Here is a 17,899-nt window from a genome sequence, read left to right as displayed (position 1 = left end):
GCTCCGGATTAGGTATGCAGCGGGACGCTAAACATTAATGTACACATGTGTCAACTGAAGAAAACACCGAGGTCATCTATGTTGACACAAATGTACATTTTTGTTGTGCAAGCTTTTGCGATTTGCTACGAGACATCCATGGATCAGAGTGTGAACGACAGCGGTTGGCGCGGATCACAAGACGGGTGGCTGGAAGCGGCCTACGACTCTTTGTTGGAGTCTGGCGTCGATTCCGTGAAGATTCTGCCCCTTGCCAAGAAGCTCAACCTCTCCAGAACGAGCTTCTATTGGTTCTTCAAGGACCGGGAGGAACTGTTGAGCGCGCTCGTCTCACGTTGGCGGGACAAGAACACGGGCGGCATCGTCAAGCAGTCGGAAGCTTATGCGGAGAGCTTGGCGGAAGCGATGCTCAACGTCTTCGACTGCTGGCTGGACCAGACGCTTTTCGACAGCAAGTTCGAGTTCGCGGTCCGAAGCTGGGCCCTTCAGTCCGAAGAAATTCAGGCGGAGGTTCACAACGCCGACCGGACGAGAATGGAAGCAATCGCGACCATGCTCAGACGCTTCGGCCTTCCCGCAAATTCCGCGGACGTGCGGGCGCGTACAACATATTTGGTTCAGATCGGATACATCTCGATGCAGTCTAACGAATCCATCGCAGTTCGCATGAAACGGATTCCCGAATACATCGCCATCTACACAGGCGAAATACCCGCGCGACGAGAACTGGATCGCTTCTACGCGAGACACGGATACAAGCCGGACTAGGAAGGATCGAAATGAGCGGTTCACTGCGCATTGGTGTGATTGGTGGGGCCGGCTGGCTCGGCGGAGCCATTGCCGGCGCAGTCCTCGACGCCGGCGTCGTCAAGGCATCTGATCTCGCCCTATCCTACCGCCGCGAGAAGCCTGGAATCCTTCCGGATGCGTTCTGGACCGCCGACAACCAGGAACTGGCGGACCGATCCGACGTCATCATTCTCTCAGTGCGGCCACAGGACTGGCGCTCTTTGAAGGTCGATGCATGTGGGAAGCTCGTCATATCGGTGATGGCCGGCATCAGGCTCTCCTCCCTTTGTAACAACCACCAGACTGAAAGAGCGGTCCGTACGCTTCCCAACGCGGCCGCAGAGGTCGGACTTTCCTACACGCCCTGGGTGGCGAGCCCCAATGTTCGCGAAGACGATCGCACGATCGTGCGGGCCATCTTCGAGGCATGCGGGGTCCAGGACGAAGTCGCCAGCGAATCTCAAATAGACTACCTGACGGGCCTCAGTGGCTCCGGACCGGCTTTCCCCGCTCTACTGGCCTTAGCGATGATCGAGCATGCCAAGGGCCAGGGGCTTTCCGCCGAAGTCGCCCATAGGGCCGTCGTGACCGTTCTTAAGGGTGCGGGCCGTCTCATGGAACGACGGGAAGAGTGTCCCAGCGACGTTGTCCGAACGTTTGTCGACTATCGCGGGACGACCGCGGCAGCGATCGAGGAGATGCGCGCATCAGGCTTCAACGACGCAGTCTCAAGGGGACTGTCGGCTGCATTTCAGAAATCGGTGAGTATGGGAGACGCTTCCTAACGGCCGTGGGGCGGGTTTTCGCGGCAGCCCGCCCGCCCAAGTAAATGCCGCAAGAAAAAAAGGGAACGAGAATGAAAAAACTATTGGCATCAACGTGCATGATGTTCGGGCTGCTCGCAGTGGCCTCTCATGCGAACGCCGCCGACTGCGGCTCCCTGACGATCGCCAGCATGAACTGGCAGAGCGCCGAGGTTCTTTCCAATCTCGACAAGATCATCCTCAACGAAGGATATGGCTGCCAGGCTGAGATCACCGTCGGCGATACCGTTCCGACGATCACCTCGATGGCCGAGAAGGGTGAACCGGACATAGCTCCGGAAGCCTGGATCGATCTTCTTCCGGATGTCGTGAAGAAGGGCACTGACGAAGGCCGCATCGTCAAGGTCGGGTCGCCTCTCCCCGATGGCGGGGTCCAGGGTTGGTGGATCCCGAAATATCTTGCGGACGCACATCCAGACCTGAAGACAATCCCCGATATGCTCAAGCACCCGGAATTGTTCCCTGATGCGGAAGATTCGTCCAAGGGCGCAATTTACAACGGCCCGCAAGGCTGGGGCGGCACGGTTGTCACCTCACAGCTTTACAAAGCCTTCGATGCAGAAAAAGCCGGCTTCAAGCTTGTTGATACGGGCTCGGCCGCCGGCCTCGACGGCTCAATTGCAAAGGCCTACGAGCGCAAGGAAGGCTGGGTTGGATACTATTGGGCACCGACCGCTTTGCTTGGAAAGTATGAGATGGTGAAACTCGGGGCCGGCGTTCCGGCCGACGCTGCCGAGTGGAAACGCTGCAACACGGTCGCTGATTGCGCAGATCCGAAGCCGAACGCCTGGCCGACCGACACGATCGTGACACTCGTCGCAAAGCCCTTCTCCGAAAAAGCTGGTCCTGACGTCATGGCTTACCTCGGGAAGCGCGCCTGGAGCAACGACACCGTCAACAAACTGATGGCCTGGATGAGCGACAATCAGGCGAGCGGGGAAGACGGCGCGAAGCACTTCCTGAAGGAAAACAAGGACATCTGGACCAAGTGGGTGTCCGAGGACGCGGCGAAGAAGATCGAAGCTTCGCTCTAGTTCCGTGCTGAGGCGGTGTGTGCCGTGCGCGCCGCCTCTTCGAGCTCAGAAAATTGAAAAGACGTGTGACGGCTCTTTCTGAGAAAGGGAACCGAATGGAATGGTTTTACAAATTCCCGCATATGAATGACGACAGCCTGCGTGATCTCAAGAAGGCGATCGACGACGGCTTTCGGGCGTTCACGCGTGCCTACGGCGATGCGATCGAAGGCCTCTTCTCCCCTCTGCAGCACTTCCTGCTCGCCGTCGACCGGTTCATGACGCAGACGCCGTGGCCGATCATAACGGCGCTGATCCTCGTGATCGCGTGGCTCGCGAGCCGCAGTCTCAAGATCATGCTGGGCTGTCTGGTGACGCTCCTCCTGATCGGCTATTTCGATATGTGGGAAGACACGATGCGGACGGTCGCGATGATCTTCGTGTGCACTGTTCTGTCCATCGCGATCGGCCTTCCGATCGGCATCCTGATGGCCCGCTCCGACCGGTTCCAGCGGATCGTGAATCCCATTCTCGACGTCATGCAGACGATGCCGAGCTTCGTCTATCTCATTCCGGTCGTCATGTTGCTGGGGATCGGCCGCGTGCCGGGACTGATTGCCGTCGTCATCTATGCAATCCCGCCGATGATCCGCCTGACCGACCTCGGCATCCGACTCGTGGACAAGGACGTTCTCGAGGCCGCCGACGCCTTTGGGGTCTCCAACTCCCAACGGCTTTTCAAGGTCCAGTTGCCGCTGGCGCTCCCGACCATCATGGCCGGCATCAACCAGACGATCATGATGGCCCTGGCTATGGTGGTCATAGCGTCGATGATCGGTGTGCAGGGTCTCGGCCAGCCGGTTCTCAAGGCGATCGCCAACCAGTACTTCACACTCGGCATCTTCAACGGCCTTGCCATCGTGGGCATCGCAATCATCTTCGACAGGGTCAGCCAGGCGTATGGCAAGCGGCTCCAGAAACACCGGGAGATCGTCCATGGCTGATCATCGTTTCGGCGGCATCAAAATCCGAAATCTGTACAAGATCTTTGGACCGGAAGCTTCCAAGCACATCCATGCGGTGAAGCAGGGCATGACAAAGTCAGAGCTCAACCAGGTGCATGGACACGTGCTGGGTTTACGTGACATCAACATCGAGATTCCATCGGGCCGCATTCAGGTCATTATGGGTCTATCCGGCTCGGGAAAATCGACGCTCATCCGTCACATCAATCGTCTGATTGATCCGACAGCTGGCGAGGTTCTGGTCGATGGCGTCGACGTCGTGACGATGAACGAGACCGAGCTCAGACACTTCCGCCGTCATCAGACGGCGATGGTGTTCCAGAAGTTCGCACTGATGCCTCATCGCAACGTCCTCGACAACACCGTCTTCGGTCTCGAAGTGCAAGGGATCGACCGCGCCAAGGCAGTCGATGTCGCAATGAGATGGTTGGAACGCGTCGGCCTCAAGGGGTTCGAGCAGAAGTATCCGAACCAGCTCTCTGGTGGCATGCAGCAGCGCGTCGGCCTGGCCCGCGCACTGTCCAACGACGCCCCTGTGCTGTTAATGGACGAAGCCTACTCCGCGCTCGATCCCTTGATCAGAACGGACATGCAGACGGTCCTCCTCGATATCCAGAAGGAGATCAAGAAGACGATCGTCTTCATCACCCACGATCTCGACGAGGCCCTTCGACTGGGTGACCAGATCGCCATCCTCCGGGATGGAAAGGTCATCCAGCAAGGAACGAGCCAGGATATCGTCCTGCGACCAGCCGACGAATACGTCGCGAGCTTCGTCAAGGAGGTCAACAGGGGGCGTGTTGTGCAGGTCGAAGCGATCATGCAACCCTGGCCCACCGGCGCTTCGCCAGGCCGGACCACGGTGGCGGCGGGATCGACGGTCGAAGAGGCTGTTCGCAAGCTTGCGTCGGCCCCGGAAGGCGATGTCACCGTCATATCGGCCTCCGGCCAGCCGGTCGGCGTCGTCACGTTGCGCCAGCTCGCCACCGCAATGGTGAATTCCCATGGCGAAGCCGAAGGGAGCTCCGACCCCCTCGTCGCGTCGCTCTAAACTCTAGGGAAAGTGGCCGCAGATGCCGCTCCGATCCGAACATCGTCTGCGCAGGGAACTTCACAACGGGCTCCAAGCGCGGCCATCCCTTTACTTCGACGGCGATACCGACGTCTGGCACGTGGCGGTAGTCGGCGAGAACGGTCCACCGCCGATCCCGACATTGATTACACCGCACGCATCTCGAGGATAGATGATGTCTAAGCTGTTTCCACGTCTGAATTCACCCGTCGGACTTCGAGGACGCACGCTGCGAAACCGTATCGTGTTCGGGGCGCATACGGCCAACATGGCCCGTGACGGGATGCCGACAGAACAGCACGTCGCCTACTATGCAGAGCGAGCAATCGGCGGTGCCGCGATGATCGTCGTCGAGCCGATGCCCGTCCACCCGGCCGCGGTGCTAACTCGGGGCAACTTCCGCCCCGGCGACGACGCGGTCGTTCCGCACTTCAAGTGCGTGACCGCGGCGATCAAGAACAACGGCGCCGTCGCCATCCAGCAGCTCTACCATGTCGGAGCTCATGGAGACTCCGACAACTCCTACCATGCCCACTGGTCACCGTCGGGTCTTCCGAGCTACCATGACAGCGACGGATCGCATCCGATGAGCAAGGCCGAGATATGGGAGACCATAAGGGGATTCGTCGATGCGGCGAGGCGCTGTCGCGACGCCGGTTTCGATGGCGTCGAGGTCTGGGCGGCCTACCTGGGTCTCGTCGAGCAGTTCTGGACGCCCTGGTCGAACCGGAGAGAGGACGAATGGGGCGGCTCAATTGAGAACCGTACGCGGTTCTCGCGCGCGATCATGGAAGGGATCAGAGCTGAATGCGGCCCCGAATTCATCATCGGGCTGGCCATCAGCGACGAACCCGATCATAGCGTCACCCTATCCCGTGATGACCTAGCCGAGATCGTCGCGCTGCACGACGAGCTTGGTCTGGTGGACTACGTCACATGCGGCTCGGGAGGGTATCTCGACTTCCATAAGCTCATGCCGACCTTCGTCTATCCGGAAAAGCTGGGCGCCGACCTGGCCGCCACGATCAAGAGGTCGGTCAGGCACGCCCTGGTCATCGCGGAGAGCCACATCAGGACGCCGGAGAATGGCGAGACCGTCCTTGGCGAAGGAGCGTGCGACCTCGTCTCCATCGTTCGCGGCCAGATCGCCGATCCCCATCTTGCGCGAAAGGCTGGAGACGATCATCCGGAGGACATCCGTGGCTGCATATCCTGCAATCAGATGTGCTGGGGACGTCGCTCGCGCGACTATTGGATAAGCTGTCTCATCAATCCATCGGCAGGCCGTGAGCATCTCTGGGGCGGCGACCGTTTCACGCCCTCCAACGATCCAAAGCGCGTTCTGGTCGTCGGCGCCGGCCCGGCCGGCCTCGAGGCGGCACGAGCCTCGGCAGAGCGAGGTCACCATGTGATCCTGGCGGAGGCCTCCAGTCGGCTGGGCGGCAACTTCCTGCTCGCCGGCATGCAGCCGCGCCGCGCACAAATCCTTGATCTGATCGAATGGTACGACCGACAGCTCACCAAGCTCCAGGTCGATGTACGATTGAACACTTATGTCGACGCCGCCGACATCGAGGATCTGGGCGTCGACGTCGTGATCATGGCGACGGGCTCCTATTCGCCTGAGACCGGATTTCAGAAGGCCCTGCCCGCGGTCGAAGCACTGCCGGGTATTGAGAAAGGAAATGTCTTCACAATCGAAGCGGTCATGGCGAGACAGGCAAGACCGGGAAAGCGGGTCTTGCTTTTGGACGAAGGTGGAGGATGGCGCGGCGGCGGCACGGCATGGAAACTCGCCGAAGATGGTCACACCGTCACCATCCTGTCGCCGGATCCGTTGATTGGGAAGGAGTTGCTGCGGACCACCGCAGATGTTCCTCTTCGAAAGGCGCTGAGGAAGCTCGGCGTGACTTGGCACCTCGAAGTCAGCGTGACGGAATGGCACGGCAACGGTGTCACGTTGCTCGATCACAATACAGGAGAGACCCAGTTCGTCGAAGGCGACTGCCTTGTCCTGGCGACCACCAACCTTCCCGCGAACTGGCTCGCTGAAGAGGTTCGCCCCACTGGCCGGCAGATGATCGAGATCGGTGATTGCGCGGCACCACGGCAGGCTCCGTATGCATTCTACGAAGGCAGGAAGGCGGCTCTCGCGCTATGATGCAGGACACCATGACAACGCTTTCGGCAGATGAAGCCGCAAAGCTCGCGACCGGCGCCTGCATTGCATGCGGGGCCAGCCCTGCCATGGCGGCTTCGCTCGTCACCGCCATTCTTTCGGCGGCCCGTTTCGGGCACAAAGATCTCGGATTTCCTCACTTGATGGATTACCTGGAGGCGTTAAAGGCTGGCCGCATCAATGGAAACGCGCGACCCAGCATACGGCCGGTCCTCCCCGCGTTCGTTCACGCCGATGCAGACGGCGGCATTGCCCAGCTACCGTTCGACCTGGCCTACGACGACTTCCGCAAGAGGGTATGCACTTTCGGCGTGGCCTTGTACTCCCAGAAAAACAGCTACACTGCCGGCGAGCTCGGCTACTACGTCAGGCGACTTGCGCTCGATGGGATCGTGTCAATCGCCGTCGCCAACGGCCCCGCCCTCATGACGACCGCGGGGTCAGGAACGAGAGTCTACTGCACGAACCCGATCGCGTTTGGCGTGCCGACGGGCGCCGGGCAGGCCCCTGTTGTCATCGATCAGGCATCCAGTGCCACCGCGTTTGTCAGGGTGAAACGAGCCGCCGATCTGCATCAGGAGATTCCGGAAGGGTGGGCAGTCGATCGATCCGGCCAGCCGACGACTGATGCGCGCGAGGCAATCGAGGGTGCGCTTCTCCCCTTCGGCGGCTACAAGGGCGCCAACATCGCGCTGATCGTCGAACTTCTGGCCGCCGGCCTTTCTGGTTCCTCCTGGTCGATGGACGGTGCGGACTTCCTCACCGGAGACCGCTCGCCAGACACTGGGATGACGATCATCGCGATTGCGCCCACCGCCGCTGACAAAGGTTTTTCACAACGCGTCCGAACACATGTCGAGCGCCTGACGGACGTCGGCGTCCACGTTCCAACGCAGAGCGTAGAAACAGACTGCGAGACATCGGATCTGGAAGTTTCCGAGGGTCACTTGAGGGTTCTCCGAGAGATAGTGTTCGACGCATGCTAAATTAGTCGCGCGCCCTCTTTCCCTTCGCGGGGCTTCGCTCGAAGGACCATCCGGTGAGTAGCTCGTGGACGTTCTTCGCGTCAATTTTGAACGCGCAGGTCACACTCAATCGAAGTGCAAACCACGTCACAAGCAAACTGGGGCACTCTGGTGATGTTGATGAGCCCGGTGGTGCTGACGGCAAGCGGCGAGCCGCCCGTCAGACCGTCACTTTTGACTTGAATTTTTCTTGGGCAAGCTTGCCCCCTCGCACGGATCCGCGATCATCGCGGCGTGTCGATGCACCGAGCGACTATGACCGCGTCTCAAGCCCGCTCGTCGCCATGTCAGGAAAACCTGTGCTCCTTGCCGTTCGAAGGTGACGCAAACAGCGTTTCTCCGATCGAAATCGGGCGATCGCCATCCGTGCGAACGACCAGCGATGGCAGGTCAGGGACGTCAAGATAGACAACGGTGTCTGCACCGAGCCTTTCGATGTGCCGCACGACACCACGCCACTTTCCCTCCATCGTAGAAAGCGAAATGTGCTCAGGGCGCACGCCATAGGTCCGGCATCCTTCCCGTGCGGCAACCTCCCCCTCGAAAACATTCATTTTGGGTGAGCCGATAAAGCCCGCAACGAACGGGGTGGCCGGATGGTTGTAGAGTGTCATCGGCGTTCCGATCTGCTCGATCCTCCCACCGTCGAGAACGACGATCTTGTCGGCCATGGTCATCGCCTCGACCTGGTCATGGGTGACGTAAATCATCGTCGCGCCGAGCTATACGCGGTTTGCATGGTCGCCGAACAGACGGGCGCGCCGCTGCCGATGTAGAGTATCCATATCCTCGCGGTGCAAACTGCCGTCGGCGAAACCGTCTACGACAGCGTGCAATTCAAGACACCCTTCAAAAACAACACCTTCGCATAATATACCTGAGGTTGTCGCTCGTTTATACTGCCGGCGAGGAGATGACCCACGCGGCGAGACCGAGCACCGATCCGTTTGGATGACTCCTCGTGCGACGATAGCGGGCCGCCAGAGTCTTTCGTTATTGCGAAGGATTGCGTTTTGGAAATCTGAACACCTCGGAGGCATCCATGGCAGACGGACGCCCGTTGATATCGGTTGTCGATGACGACGAATCGGTACGCGAGTCGCTTCCAGACCTTTTGAAGTCATTTGGCTACGACGTGGATGCGTTCGCGTCCGCGGAGATGTTTCTTCGTTCTACGCGGCTGCGGGATACCCGATGCCTCGTTCTCGACATCGCGATGCCGGGCATGACCGGCCCCGAGCTCCAGCACGAATTGGCGGCGAGCGGCAAGTCCATTCCCATCGTGTTTATCACGGGGGTCGAAGACGAAGCGGCACGCGTCCGACTTATGCAGCAAGGCGCGGTTGACTGCTTGTTCAAGCCCTTCAGCGACGATGCGCTGCACCAGGCCGTGAAGTTGGCGCTCGGTCTAGGCTGACCTCGTTAGCGACGTTCGGCATATGACGCCGTACCCCTGAAGCAAGCTATTTCTCAACGGGCAGCGCAGGGCAGCGTGCCTGTTCGCGCTGTAGGCTTGTCGCTCATTTTGGCAACCCTGCCTTGGTCGACATGCTCATGGACCGTATGGCTGATGAGGACGCTTCCCGGTTCGGCCATGGCCTCCAGTCGTGCCGCAATATTGACGCAGTCCCCGAACACGTCCTCATAGTCAGTCAGGATGTCACCGAGATTGATGCCAGCGCGAAAAGCCGGTCGTAAATCATCGGCGACACCTTCGTTCCGATCCGCTATCGCCTGCTGGAAATCGACGGCGCAACGAACCGCTTCGATGGCGCTGGCGAATTCCGCCAGGAGCCCGTCGCCTGCTGTCTTGACTATGCGTCCTTTGTGTATTCCCACCGCTGGCCGAACGACGTCCCGCAAGACCAGTTGCAACCGCGCGTGAGTTCCCTCCTCGTCCCGCTCCATCAAGCGACTGTAACCTGCGACATCAGCCGCAAGTATCACTGCCAGCTTCCTCTCGGGTCCGGCAGAAACCAAGATTTGGTCGTCATCGTCCGGCATTCGGTAAGGTTACGCCGCACGAAATGTGCCTTCAAGCAAGAATGTCCGCTGCCGCTAGGGGCCAACAGAAGGGACTACCGGCGTCCCGGCTTAGTGGTGGATCAGGTCGGAACACGTGCGCGCTTCGGTATCCGACACAAGATGCCGGCGCTAGGTCGATCCAGGTCTGGCCACCGTGACGTTATTCCCGAACGTCACGGAGAACTCGGGTCCCGGCGGCGTGAACTGGATCACACGATAGTCGTCGCCCTGGAAGTCGATGTCCAATCTCCAGCCCAGCCTGCCGCTGCGCCCATATCAGATCTCCTCTCCGAGCGTTTCTGAGAAGGTTTTGCCGTATGGGAAGAAGAGCTCCTTGTGTCCCTGTTGCCACGCAGACCGCAGCTCTGGCTGCGTAATGTCCCAGTCCGGCATGCATTTCTTGCAGACGGCACGCAGATCCTGCCGGAGATCTTCCACAGTTGGCCGACCGAAGAACCAGTACCCGTTGTAGATCTTGTAGACTACGAGTCGCGGTTCCAGGACGATGACATGGGGGATCATGGGATTGTGTACCGGATCGGTATACTCCGCGATGTCCAGGTCCTTCTGTACCGTGCGCCTCGGATCGGACAGAAATGGCCAATGCGCCCCAACACCGCTGCGAAACTCGTGCGTCTCAGCGATGGTGTCGGTGCTGATCGTGACCAATCTGCAATACGCCACTTCCATTTCCCGATGGAGTTGCAGCAGACCTTCGGCCTGGCGACGGTCCTTTGGACAGAAACTGCCGCGGCTAAGGACCAGCACCATTGGCTGCCATCCCTGAAGGTCGGAGAGCTTTCGACGTTTGCCGGCATGATCGCTCAGCTCGTAATCTGGAAAGACGGCCCCTGGTACGATGTCCGATCTCATTTGAAGTCCTCCGTTTCTTGCGCTCTGATGGCCGTCGCAGGCCGCTACAAATCGATCACGATGTCACCTGTGGGCTGCGAGCAGCAGAGCAGCACGTTGCCATCTGCTGCGGCATCGATTGGGCTTGGCTCATAGGAGACTGATCCGGAAACAATTCCGGTTTCACAGGTGTGACAGACGCCGGTCCGACACGACCACCGCGCCGGCACGTCACATGCCTCCGCCAGTTCAAGCAGGCTGTGGTACTTCAAGTTCCATCGGACATTGAGGCCGCTGCGGGCAAACGAAACCAACACCCCCGAGCCCGCCGTGCCCTCCGGTGCATGCGGCGGTCGGCGCGGCGAAGCTGCAATGCCCGGCGTGATGGACGAACCCGCACCGAACATTTCGGTATGGATGCGGCTCGGCTCGACCCCCAGCCTCACAAGGCCGGCGGTGAGACCGCTCATGAATTTTGACGGTCCGCAGAGATAGAAGTCGCCGTCGCGTGGAAAGTCCAGCTTCTCCAGCGTTGCCACATCCAAACGGCAGTGGGCGTCGAAATCGATACCTGGCCGATCGGATGCATCGGGTGAGCTGTAACATATCTGGCTTCGAGCATTCGGCAGCGATCTAAGAAGCCCTCGCACCTCTTCTGCGAACGGATGTTCCCGACTGTTACGGGCTCCGTAAAGCCACCAGGTTTTTCTCTTCGACTGTTCGTCCGCCAAGGCATGAAGCATGGAGAGTACCGGCGTCACTCCGATCCCGGCGCTTAGCATGACAACGGGCGTTTCACCCGGCAATAATGTGAAGCTGCCGCGCGGGGCACTTGCCTGCACGATGTCGCCAACGTTCAGTTCTTCGCTGACGTAACTGCTGACCGCGCCATGAAGCTCGCGCTTGATGCTTACTCGGTAGTGTCTGGCCTTGGGCTCACCCGATAGCGAATAGCTGCGCAGAAGACGTGCGGCAGACGGCGGCTTCAGCTCCAGCACGACAAACTGCCCCGGCAAGAAATCGGCAAGCGGCTTTCCATCCGTCGGTTCGAGTTCAAGAGACATGACGCGATCGCTCTCGGGCGCCTTGCGCAACACGCGAAACGGACGAAAGCCATGCCACGCCGGACCGGGGCGGGACAGCCCGGTCAATCCGGCATTTCCCGTCGACGGCCCATCCTCACCCGATTGCAATAACAGCGCTTCGAATGAGCTGCGCCAGCCTGCGCTCAACGCCGGGATCGCGAGTGCACGCTTCAGTCGATCACGGGGATGGCCTGGCTTGTAAAGCAGGGCATTGATTTCGGACACGGTCATGCCCTCCTTCCCGGACGCCGTCTGTATGACGTCATCGCCCGCCTGGACCGCTCCTTCCTCCAACACGCGGAGATAGAAGCCTGGTCTTCCGTGTGCGACCAGCAGCGCCGCCATCTCAGGGACGCCCATCCTTATCCCCAGCCGGTAGCAGGTGACGCGGGGTTGGGTCACCTCGAAGAGGGCGCCGCCGATGCGATAACGGTCTCCGATGCAGACCTCCGCGTCCGGCAAGCCGTCCACGGTAAAATTTTCCCCGAACTGCCCACAAACGAAGTCGCTCCGGCCGAGGTGGCTTTCCCAATACCGGTAGGAATCAATCTGGTAGACGAACACCGCGCGGTGCTCGTCGCCATGTCCAGCGAGGTCCGCCTGCCCGTCGCCGTCTATGTTCAGTCGACGAACCATGCGGGGACCATCCACCGGACTTTTCCAAATGGCGGTGTTCACGGTCCTGCCCTGCCATTCGACGTCGCGCGGCAGGCCAACATTGACCGAAAGTAGACGAACCATCACACGCTCTCCGAAGCTCTTCGCGACGCCTCAATGGATATGGAGACGTCGTTGCGAAAGGATAGTCACGATCCTTGGGTCGACGGGCCAGCTTTCAACAGCCATTCCGCCTCCATCCAGACCGCGTTCTTGGAATACAGAACAACTGAAGCCGCTTTCGATCCATTATACGATGGTGTCGCCGATACTTTCGGTGGGGTGCCTTCGCCCCTCCGATGCTGATTTCATCTGCTTGCCAACTCCCAGGTCGCGGGATGCTGAGGACCTGGACAACTCCGTTTTTTTACAAACACCTCTTGATAGAACGATACGTATCGTTTATATGAGCTGCAACAACCTTGATGGACCGGTTGAGACGGTTTTGTGGGATTTCCACTCCCGCCACTTTGAGGCCACCGGGTGATCGGTGAGCTGATCCTCCTGGCGGAAAGATGCGGAGGCGGGTCGGACGGCTTCGCTCTGTCCAAATCACGAAGCAACGAACTGGCGAGCCGCATCTGCTGCGTAATCCTGAAAGCCTGCGCAGCCCGCCATGTGAGCGAAGCAGCCCGTGGACGATTTGTTGAACAGCGGACCTCGGGTCCTATGAAACGGATGAAGAAAATGGCCTGGTTGCGAAACAAGAACCAAGTAAACGAACAATCTGGAACCAACGTTACGGCTTTGGTGCCGGGCGCCAAGGAAAACGTGGCCGCGCCTGCTCCCTCCCCCGCGGTTTTGCCAAATAGGGCGTCAGCGGCGTCATTCATAGCGCCGGTGTCTGCAATTGCCGTCGCGCTTGCAGCGGTGGTTGGAGCCGGGGCGAACTGGAATTCGTGGGTCGCCAGCCGAACGGTCCAGTCGACGGACGATGCCGCGGTGTATGCGGACGTTTCCTCCATCAGTGCCCGCGTAAGCGGTACCATCGACCTGGTCTCGGTTCACGATTACGCCCACGTCAAGGCAGGTGACCTGCTGTTCTCGATCGATCGCAAGCCATACGAAGTTGCGCTTCGAGCCGCAAAAGCGAAGATCGAGGCTGCTCGGGCTCAACTGGAGGACAACGACAGCCAGCGCACGTTCCAACTTACCCAGATCGATGTGGCGGCCGCTCAGCAGCTGGCTTCCGCCGCCGACGAGATCCAGGCAAGCAAGGAGTTGGAGCGCCAGACCAGACTTGGTCTCGACGGTAGAGCGAGCTCGATCCAAACCCTTGAAAAGGCCACGGCGGCTCACGAGCGGGCACTGGCCAATTCAAAGATGACGGAAGCGACGGTCGTTGCTCAGCGCGTGAAACTCGACGTGCTCTCCAAGCAGCGGGATGTCCTGAAGGCAAATGTCGACACGGCCGCCGCAGACGTAGCCGCGCGCGAACTTGAGCTGAGTTACGCAAATGTACGCGCGCCAGTCGACGGCGTCGTTGCCAAACGGAACGTACAGCTTGGGAACTACGTCAGCGCAGGCACGAGCCTGATCTCGATCGTCCCGCTTCCTCGGGTGTACATCCTGGCGAACTACAAGGAAAACCAGTTGGCCTCGGTTCGCGAAGGACAACCGGTCGACATTTCCGTCGATCTGCTGCCTGGAGAGAGCCTTCATGGGACGGTTGCCAATATCTCGCCCGCGAGCGGGTCGACGTTCGCGCTGCTGCCACCTGACAATGCGAGCGGAAACTTCACCAAGGTCGCTCAACGTTTGACGGTGCGCATCGAACTCGAACCCAACCAACCGAACTTTGATCGTTTGCGCCCTGGCATGTCGGTCATAACCCATATCACCACAAAGGCCGAGCATCATGCCTAAGATGGTTCATCCGAGCGACCGTCCCCGTCAGGGGTTCGTCGCAGTCGCCGTAGTCATGGCCTCCATATTGACCGCCTTTGACGTCCGCACCGCTAGCATTGGGCTGGCGGATCTGCGCGGAGCCTTCGGCTTGAGCTTCGACGAGGGCGCGTGGTTGAGCACCTTCGCCACGGCGCCACAGATTCTTGCTGCTCCATGCGTCGGTTGGTTGATCGCCGTCTTTGGCGTGAAGAGAGTGATGATCGGGCCGACTATCCTCTATTCGGCGATATCCATCCTCATTCCATTCTTTAGCAACTTCGAATCCTTGGTTGCGCTGCACGCGGTCAGAGCGGTGTTGCTGGGTCTATTCGTCGGAGCAACGCTTATGACGGCCTTTCGCAACCTCGACCGGAAATACTGGATCTTCGCGCTTGCCTTCTACGTCTTGAGAATCCCGTTCGCGCAGAATCTCGGTCTGTACACCGCCGGGAGCTACACCCAGACGATAGGGTGGCAATGGCTGTACTGGCAGGGCGCCATCGTTGCGCCGGTAATCGGCGTTCTCTTCTGGTGCGGCGGCAAACCGACGGGGGTCGATCGGGAGCTGCTCAAGCGCGCCGATTGGGGCGGAATGGCCATCTTTGGCGTGGCTTTGACGACGCTTTATTTCGCGCTGGATCAGGGCAATCGTCTGGATTGGTTTCGCTCCGGCCTCGTCGTGTCGCTCCTTGGCGCGACAGGGTTTCTCGTATGCGTCTTTTTGTGGCACGAGTTTCGCGTCGAAGAGCCCTGGGCGCACATTTCGATACTGTTCTCGAGAAACATCGCGTTGGGTTTCGCCGCCATTGGCTGCTTCATGACCGCAAGTCTCGGAAGCTCCCTGCTGGAGCCGAACTTCCTGATTTCGGTGGCACGCCTGCGTCCGGAGCAGATCGGCGACTTCGGTGCCCCTTACGCGATCCTCCTGCTCGTAGGCGCGACCGTCACTGCCGTCGCCCTTGTCCGGACGGTCAAGCAGCGGGCCACGTTGACGATAGGTTTCAGCTGTTTTGCTCTGTCGGCGTGGCTTGGCACGCAGTTGACCAGCGTGTGGTCGCTGCCGGAGTTCAGGCTGATCGTGATCTTGCAAACCTTCGGCGAGGAAATCGTGTTCCTGGCAGCCGTCGCAACATTGTTCAGCAATGTAAACCCGGCTCGTGCGATATCGCTGACCGCCTACGTACAGGTCATGCGGCTGATATGCTCGGAAACCGTCGCGACCACGATGGCGACGTGGATACGTCAGCGCGAACAACTGCATTCATACCTCATCGGCCTGCATGTCACCGGCGCGACGCCGGGATGGAATTCGATCCTGGGCCAACTGGGCTCGGGTTCGACGGCTGGCGGGTCGCAGGCGGACACGCTGAAGCGGGGCATCGGCGTGCTGGCGGGCATCGTGCAAAGGGAAGCGAACGTACAGGCTTACATCGATGGTTTCTGGATCACGTTCGTAGCGGCGATTGCCGGGTTGATTGTCGTCTCGCTCATGGCCCCCTCTCCGGCGCATCCGCTGACGACGTGACACCAAGGTACAATAGGCCGGGACAGCATCCTGTTTTAAAAAGGAAGGATACTATGACGTCAACGCAGTTGGTTTGGCTTGTGCGCGCCAAGGAACGGTCGCGCCCGTGCATCTTTTTGCTCTAAATCGAAGGAGTTCGCTCATGGAAGCTCCCGACATGCTTCGCTATAAAAGGATTCCACTTGCAGACGGCGCCGGGGCGATCCCAGCCGTTGGATTTGGCACGCTTATCCCCGATGCAAGTGTGACCAAGCAGGCGGTGAAGGCAGCCCTTGCAGTCGGATTCCGACATCTGGATTGCGCGGAACGATATCGCAACGAGGAAGCGGTCGGAGATGCGATGCGCGAAGCGTTTGCTGCGGGAACGGTTCGCCGGGAAGACGTCTTTGTTACAACGAAGTTGTGGAACACCAATCATCGTCCGGAACGGGTGCAACCCGCTTTTCAGGCAAGTTGCCAACGCCTGCAGGTCGATTACGTCGACTGCTATCTCATCCATACGCCCTTCGCGTTTCTACCCGGCGACGAGCAGGATCCGAGAGATGACCGCGGTCAGGTCATCTACGATTCCGAGGTCAAATTGATAGAGACGTGGCGCGCACTCGAGCAGCTTGTCGATAGCGGCCAGTGCAGGTCGATCGGCCTGTCGGACGTTACGCTGGAAAAGCTGAAGGAGATCGTCGCGGTTGCGCGAATCAAGCCTGCGGTGGTGCAAGTGGAGGCGCATCCTTACCTGCCTGAGTGGGAGCTGCTCGATTTTTGTCGAGAGCACGGGATTGTCCTGCTCGCATTTGCAGCCCTCGGACATGGAATGGAGCCGAACTTGCTGGACGATCCGGTCATTACTGGCATCGCCGATCGCGTCAACAAGACACCGGCGCAGGTGGCATTGGCTTGGGCCGCACAGCGCGGCACCGCTTTCCTGACCACTTCGGTTAGACCCAGCCGGATTGAGGAAAATTTCGACATTTCCCCCTTGCCTGACGACGCGATGCAGCAGATTCGAGACCACATCGGGACGAACATACGGTTTAACAGTGTGGTCGAAACCGGGGTGCCGGGCTTCATTCCACGGGCCGGTTCAGGGCAAGGCAGTCGGTGAGATCGAGGCCCTCTCTCCAGGGCGATGATCCGACGCCATCCTTTGCCGCCCGCGACGATCGCCTGGGCTTAAACAATGGGGACACCTGCCTCATTCGTTGTTGATCGGCGGCATCGACTTGAGCTAGGCCTGATCCATGACCACGAAGCTAAAGCCCGCCCACTTAAGAAAACGCACTTCGATTGGATCGCGTCGCAATCCGGAGGCAGAGGCCGCTGTCCTTGCTGCCGCGAGGGAACTGATTTCGGAAAAGGGCTACGCCGGATTTTCTGTCGATGAAGTCGCCCGTCGAGCCGGGGCTGGAAAGACGACCATCTACAGATGGTATCCGACCAAAGCCGATCTGTTCATCGCGATCTATACCACCGAACGATCGACGTTTGTGCCGGTCCCGGACACAGGCAACCTGGTCGAGGAGCTGGTGCAATATACGACGAGCTTATGGCGGTTTTGGGCGTCCCACCCAGCCGGTGCCGCCCTGCGAGGACTGATTGCCGAGGCGCAGGGTACGGCAGATGCATTAAGCGCATTGCGGGACAGATTTCTTCCCGACCGCACGGCCGATGTAAGACGAATGTTGACGCATGCTGTGGCCCGCGGCGAATTGCGCCCCGAGGAGGTCGACGACAAGGTCGCGCTCTGGGTGGGATTTAGCTGGTTCAAACTGCTGATCGGCGAACTCCATCAGGAAGACACCATTCACTCTGTGATGATGCAGATCGCGGGCATCTCGAGCCATCCTCAGCCGTAACGCTGGTCCGCGATTGACCGCAAGGCCTCCCCAGTGTCACGGCGACCGGCATGGTCAGCACGACTGGCTGCAAACGACGTGTAGTTGT

General features: G+C 59.6%; 15 protein-coding genes and 3 pseudogenes. 13 read left to right on the top strand and 5 right to left on the bottom strand.

Annotation, left to right across the window (positions count from 1 at the left end; all coding sequences use genetic code 11):
• Positions 1-138 precede the first annotated feature (138 nt).
• The 8 genes and pseudogenes from WGT02_RS26430 to WGT02_RS26395 all read left to right on the top strand — a co-directional run bounded on the left by WGT02_RS26430 (position 139) and on the right by WGT02_RS26395 (position 7,888).
• Complete coding sequence (locus tag WGT02_RS26430) at positions 139-768, top strand: TetR/AcrR family transcriptional regulator (RefSeq protein WP_024315971.1); 630 nt, start codon at positions 139-141, stop codon at positions 766-768.
• A gap of 11 nt (positions 769-779) precedes the next feature.
• Complete coding sequence (locus WGT02_RS26425) at positions 780-1,574, top strand: pyrroline-5-carboxylate reductase (RefSeq protein WP_024315970.1); 795 nt, start codon at positions 780-782, stop codon at positions 1,572-1,574.
• 71 nt (positions 1,575-1,645) lie between these two features.
• Entirely contained in the window at positions 1,646-2,647 is a 1,002-nt protein-coding gene (locus tag WGT02_RS26420) for an ABC transporter substrate-binding protein (protein ID WP_024315969.1), read from the top strand.
• 95 nt (positions 2,648-2,742) lie between these two features.
• Complete coding sequence (locus WGT02_RS26415) at positions 2,743-3,630, top strand: proline/glycine betaine ABC transporter permease (protein ID WP_024315968.1); 888 nt, start codon at positions 2,743-2,745, stop codon at positions 3,628-3,630.
• Positions 3,623-4,702, top strand: a complete 1,080-nt coding sequence (locus WGT02_RS26410; protein WP_208247449.1) for a glycine betaine/L-proline ABC transporter ATP-binding protein — start codon at positions 3,623-3,625, stop codon at positions 4,700-4,702. The genes WGT02_RS26415 and WGT02_RS26410 overlap by 8 nt, the downstream gene beginning before the upstream one ends.
• 22 nt (positions 4,703-4,724) lie before the next feature.
• Positions 4,725-4,862: pseudogene (locus WGT02_RS26405) on the top strand (DUF3422 domain-containing protein); the annotation flags it as partial.
• A 36-nt stretch (positions 4,863-4,898) separates the two neighbouring features.
• Positions 4,899-6,884: an FAD-dependent oxidoreductase gene (locus WGT02_RS26400; RefSeq protein WP_208247448.1), complete on the top strand. Its 1,986-nt coding sequence runs from the start codon at positions 4,899-4,901 to the stop codon at positions 6,882-6,884.
• A gap of 11 nt (positions 6,885-6,895) precedes the next feature.
• Positions 6,896-7,888, top strand: coding sequence for an Ldh family oxidoreductase (locus WGT02_RS26395; RefSeq protein WP_225040108.1), 993 nt, complete (start codon positions 6,896-6,898; stop codon positions 7,886-7,888).
• A 326-nt stretch (positions 7,889-8,214) separates the two neighbouring features.
• Here the strand turns inward: WGT02_RS26395 and WGT02_RS26390 are convergent.
• Positions 8,215-8,649 (bottom strand): annotated as a pseudogene (locus WGT02_RS26390) (TOBE domain-containing protein); the annotation flags it as partial.
• A 320-nt stretch (positions 8,650-8,969) separates the two neighbouring features.
• Between WGT02_RS26390 and WGT02_RS26385 the strand changes: the two are divergent.
• The gene (locus WGT02_RS26385; protein WP_024315936.1) at positions 8,970-9,344 is read left to right on the top strand and encodes a response regulator; all 375 of its coding nucleotides are present in this window, start codon (positions 8,970-8,972) and stop codon (positions 9,342-9,344) included.
• 53 nt (positions 9,345-9,397) lie between these two features.
• Here WGT02_RS26385 and WGT02_RS26380 read toward each other — a convergent pair whose 3' ends face one another.
• The 4 genes and pseudogenes from WGT02_RS26380 to WGT02_RS26365 all read right to left on the bottom strand — a co-directional run bounded on the left by WGT02_RS26380 (position 9,398) and on the right by WGT02_RS26365 (position 12,630).
• The gene (locus tag WGT02_RS26380) at positions 9,398-9,874 is read right to left on the bottom strand and encodes an adenylate/guanylate cyclase domain-containing protein (protein ID WP_082321389.1); all 477 of its coding nucleotides are present in this window, start codon (positions 9,872-9,874) and stop codon (positions 9,398-9,400) included.
• A gap of 213 nt (positions 9,875-10,087) precedes the next feature.
• A pseudogene (locus tag WGT02_RS26375) lies at positions 10,088-10,213 on the bottom strand (glyoxalase); the annotation flags it as partial.
• Between the two features lie 15 nt (positions 10,214-10,228).
• Positions 10,229-10,825 carry a peroxiredoxin gene (locus WGT02_RS26370; RefSeq protein WP_024315934.1) on the bottom strand — a complete coding sequence of 199 codons (597 nt, stop codon included), beginning with the start codon at positions 10,823-10,825 and terminating at the stop codon, positions 10,229-10,231.
• A 44-nt stretch (positions 10,826-10,869) separates the two neighbouring features.
• Complete coding sequence (locus tag WGT02_RS26365) at positions 10,870-12,630, bottom strand: MOSC and FAD-binding oxidoreductase domain-containing protein (protein ID WP_208247446.1); 1,761 nt, start codon at positions 12,628-12,630, stop codon at positions 10,870-10,872.
• A gap of 603 nt (positions 12,631-13,233) precedes the next feature.
• On the opposite strand from WGT02_RS26365, the gene WGT02_RS26360 reads away from it, so the two are divergent.
• From WGT02_RS26360 to WGT02_RS26345, 4 genes are all read left to right on the top strand, one after another.
• Positions 13,234-14,412, top strand: coding sequence for an HlyD family secretion protein (locus WGT02_RS26360; RefSeq protein ID WP_029710150.1), 1,179 nt, complete (start codon positions 13,234-13,236; stop codon positions 14,410-14,412).
• Positions 14,405-15,958 carry an MFS transporter gene (locus WGT02_RS26355; RefSeq protein WP_208247444.1) on the top strand — a complete coding sequence of 518 codons (1,554 nt, stop codon included), beginning with the start codon at positions 14,405-14,407 and terminating at the stop codon, positions 15,956-15,958. Before WGT02_RS26360 ends, WGT02_RS26355 begins: the two co-directional genes overlap by 8 nt.
• A gap of 157 nt (positions 15,959-16,115) precedes the next feature.
• Entirely contained in the window at positions 16,116-17,060 is a 945-nt protein-coding gene (locus tag WGT02_RS26350; RefSeq protein ID WP_029710149.1) for an aldo/keto reductase, read from the top strand.
• 136 nt (positions 17,061-17,196) lie between these two features.
• The gene (locus WGT02_RS26345) at positions 17,197-17,811 is read left to right on the top strand and encodes a TetR/AcrR family transcriptional regulator (RefSeq protein WP_024315929.1); all 615 of its coding nucleotides are present in this window, start codon (positions 17,197-17,199) and stop codon (positions 17,809-17,811) included.
• Positions 17,812-17,899 lie beyond the last annotated feature (88 nt).

Origin of the sequence: Rhizobium sp. T1470 (assembly GCF_042140505.1) — a bacterium.
GTDB classification, from domain to species: Bacteria; Pseudomonadota; Alphaproteobacteria; order Rhizobiales; family Rhizobiaceae; genus Rhizobium; species Rhizobium favelukesii.
The sequence above is the reverse complement of the archived record's forward strand: the minus strand, read 5'-3'. Positions and strand labels throughout refer to the sequence as shown.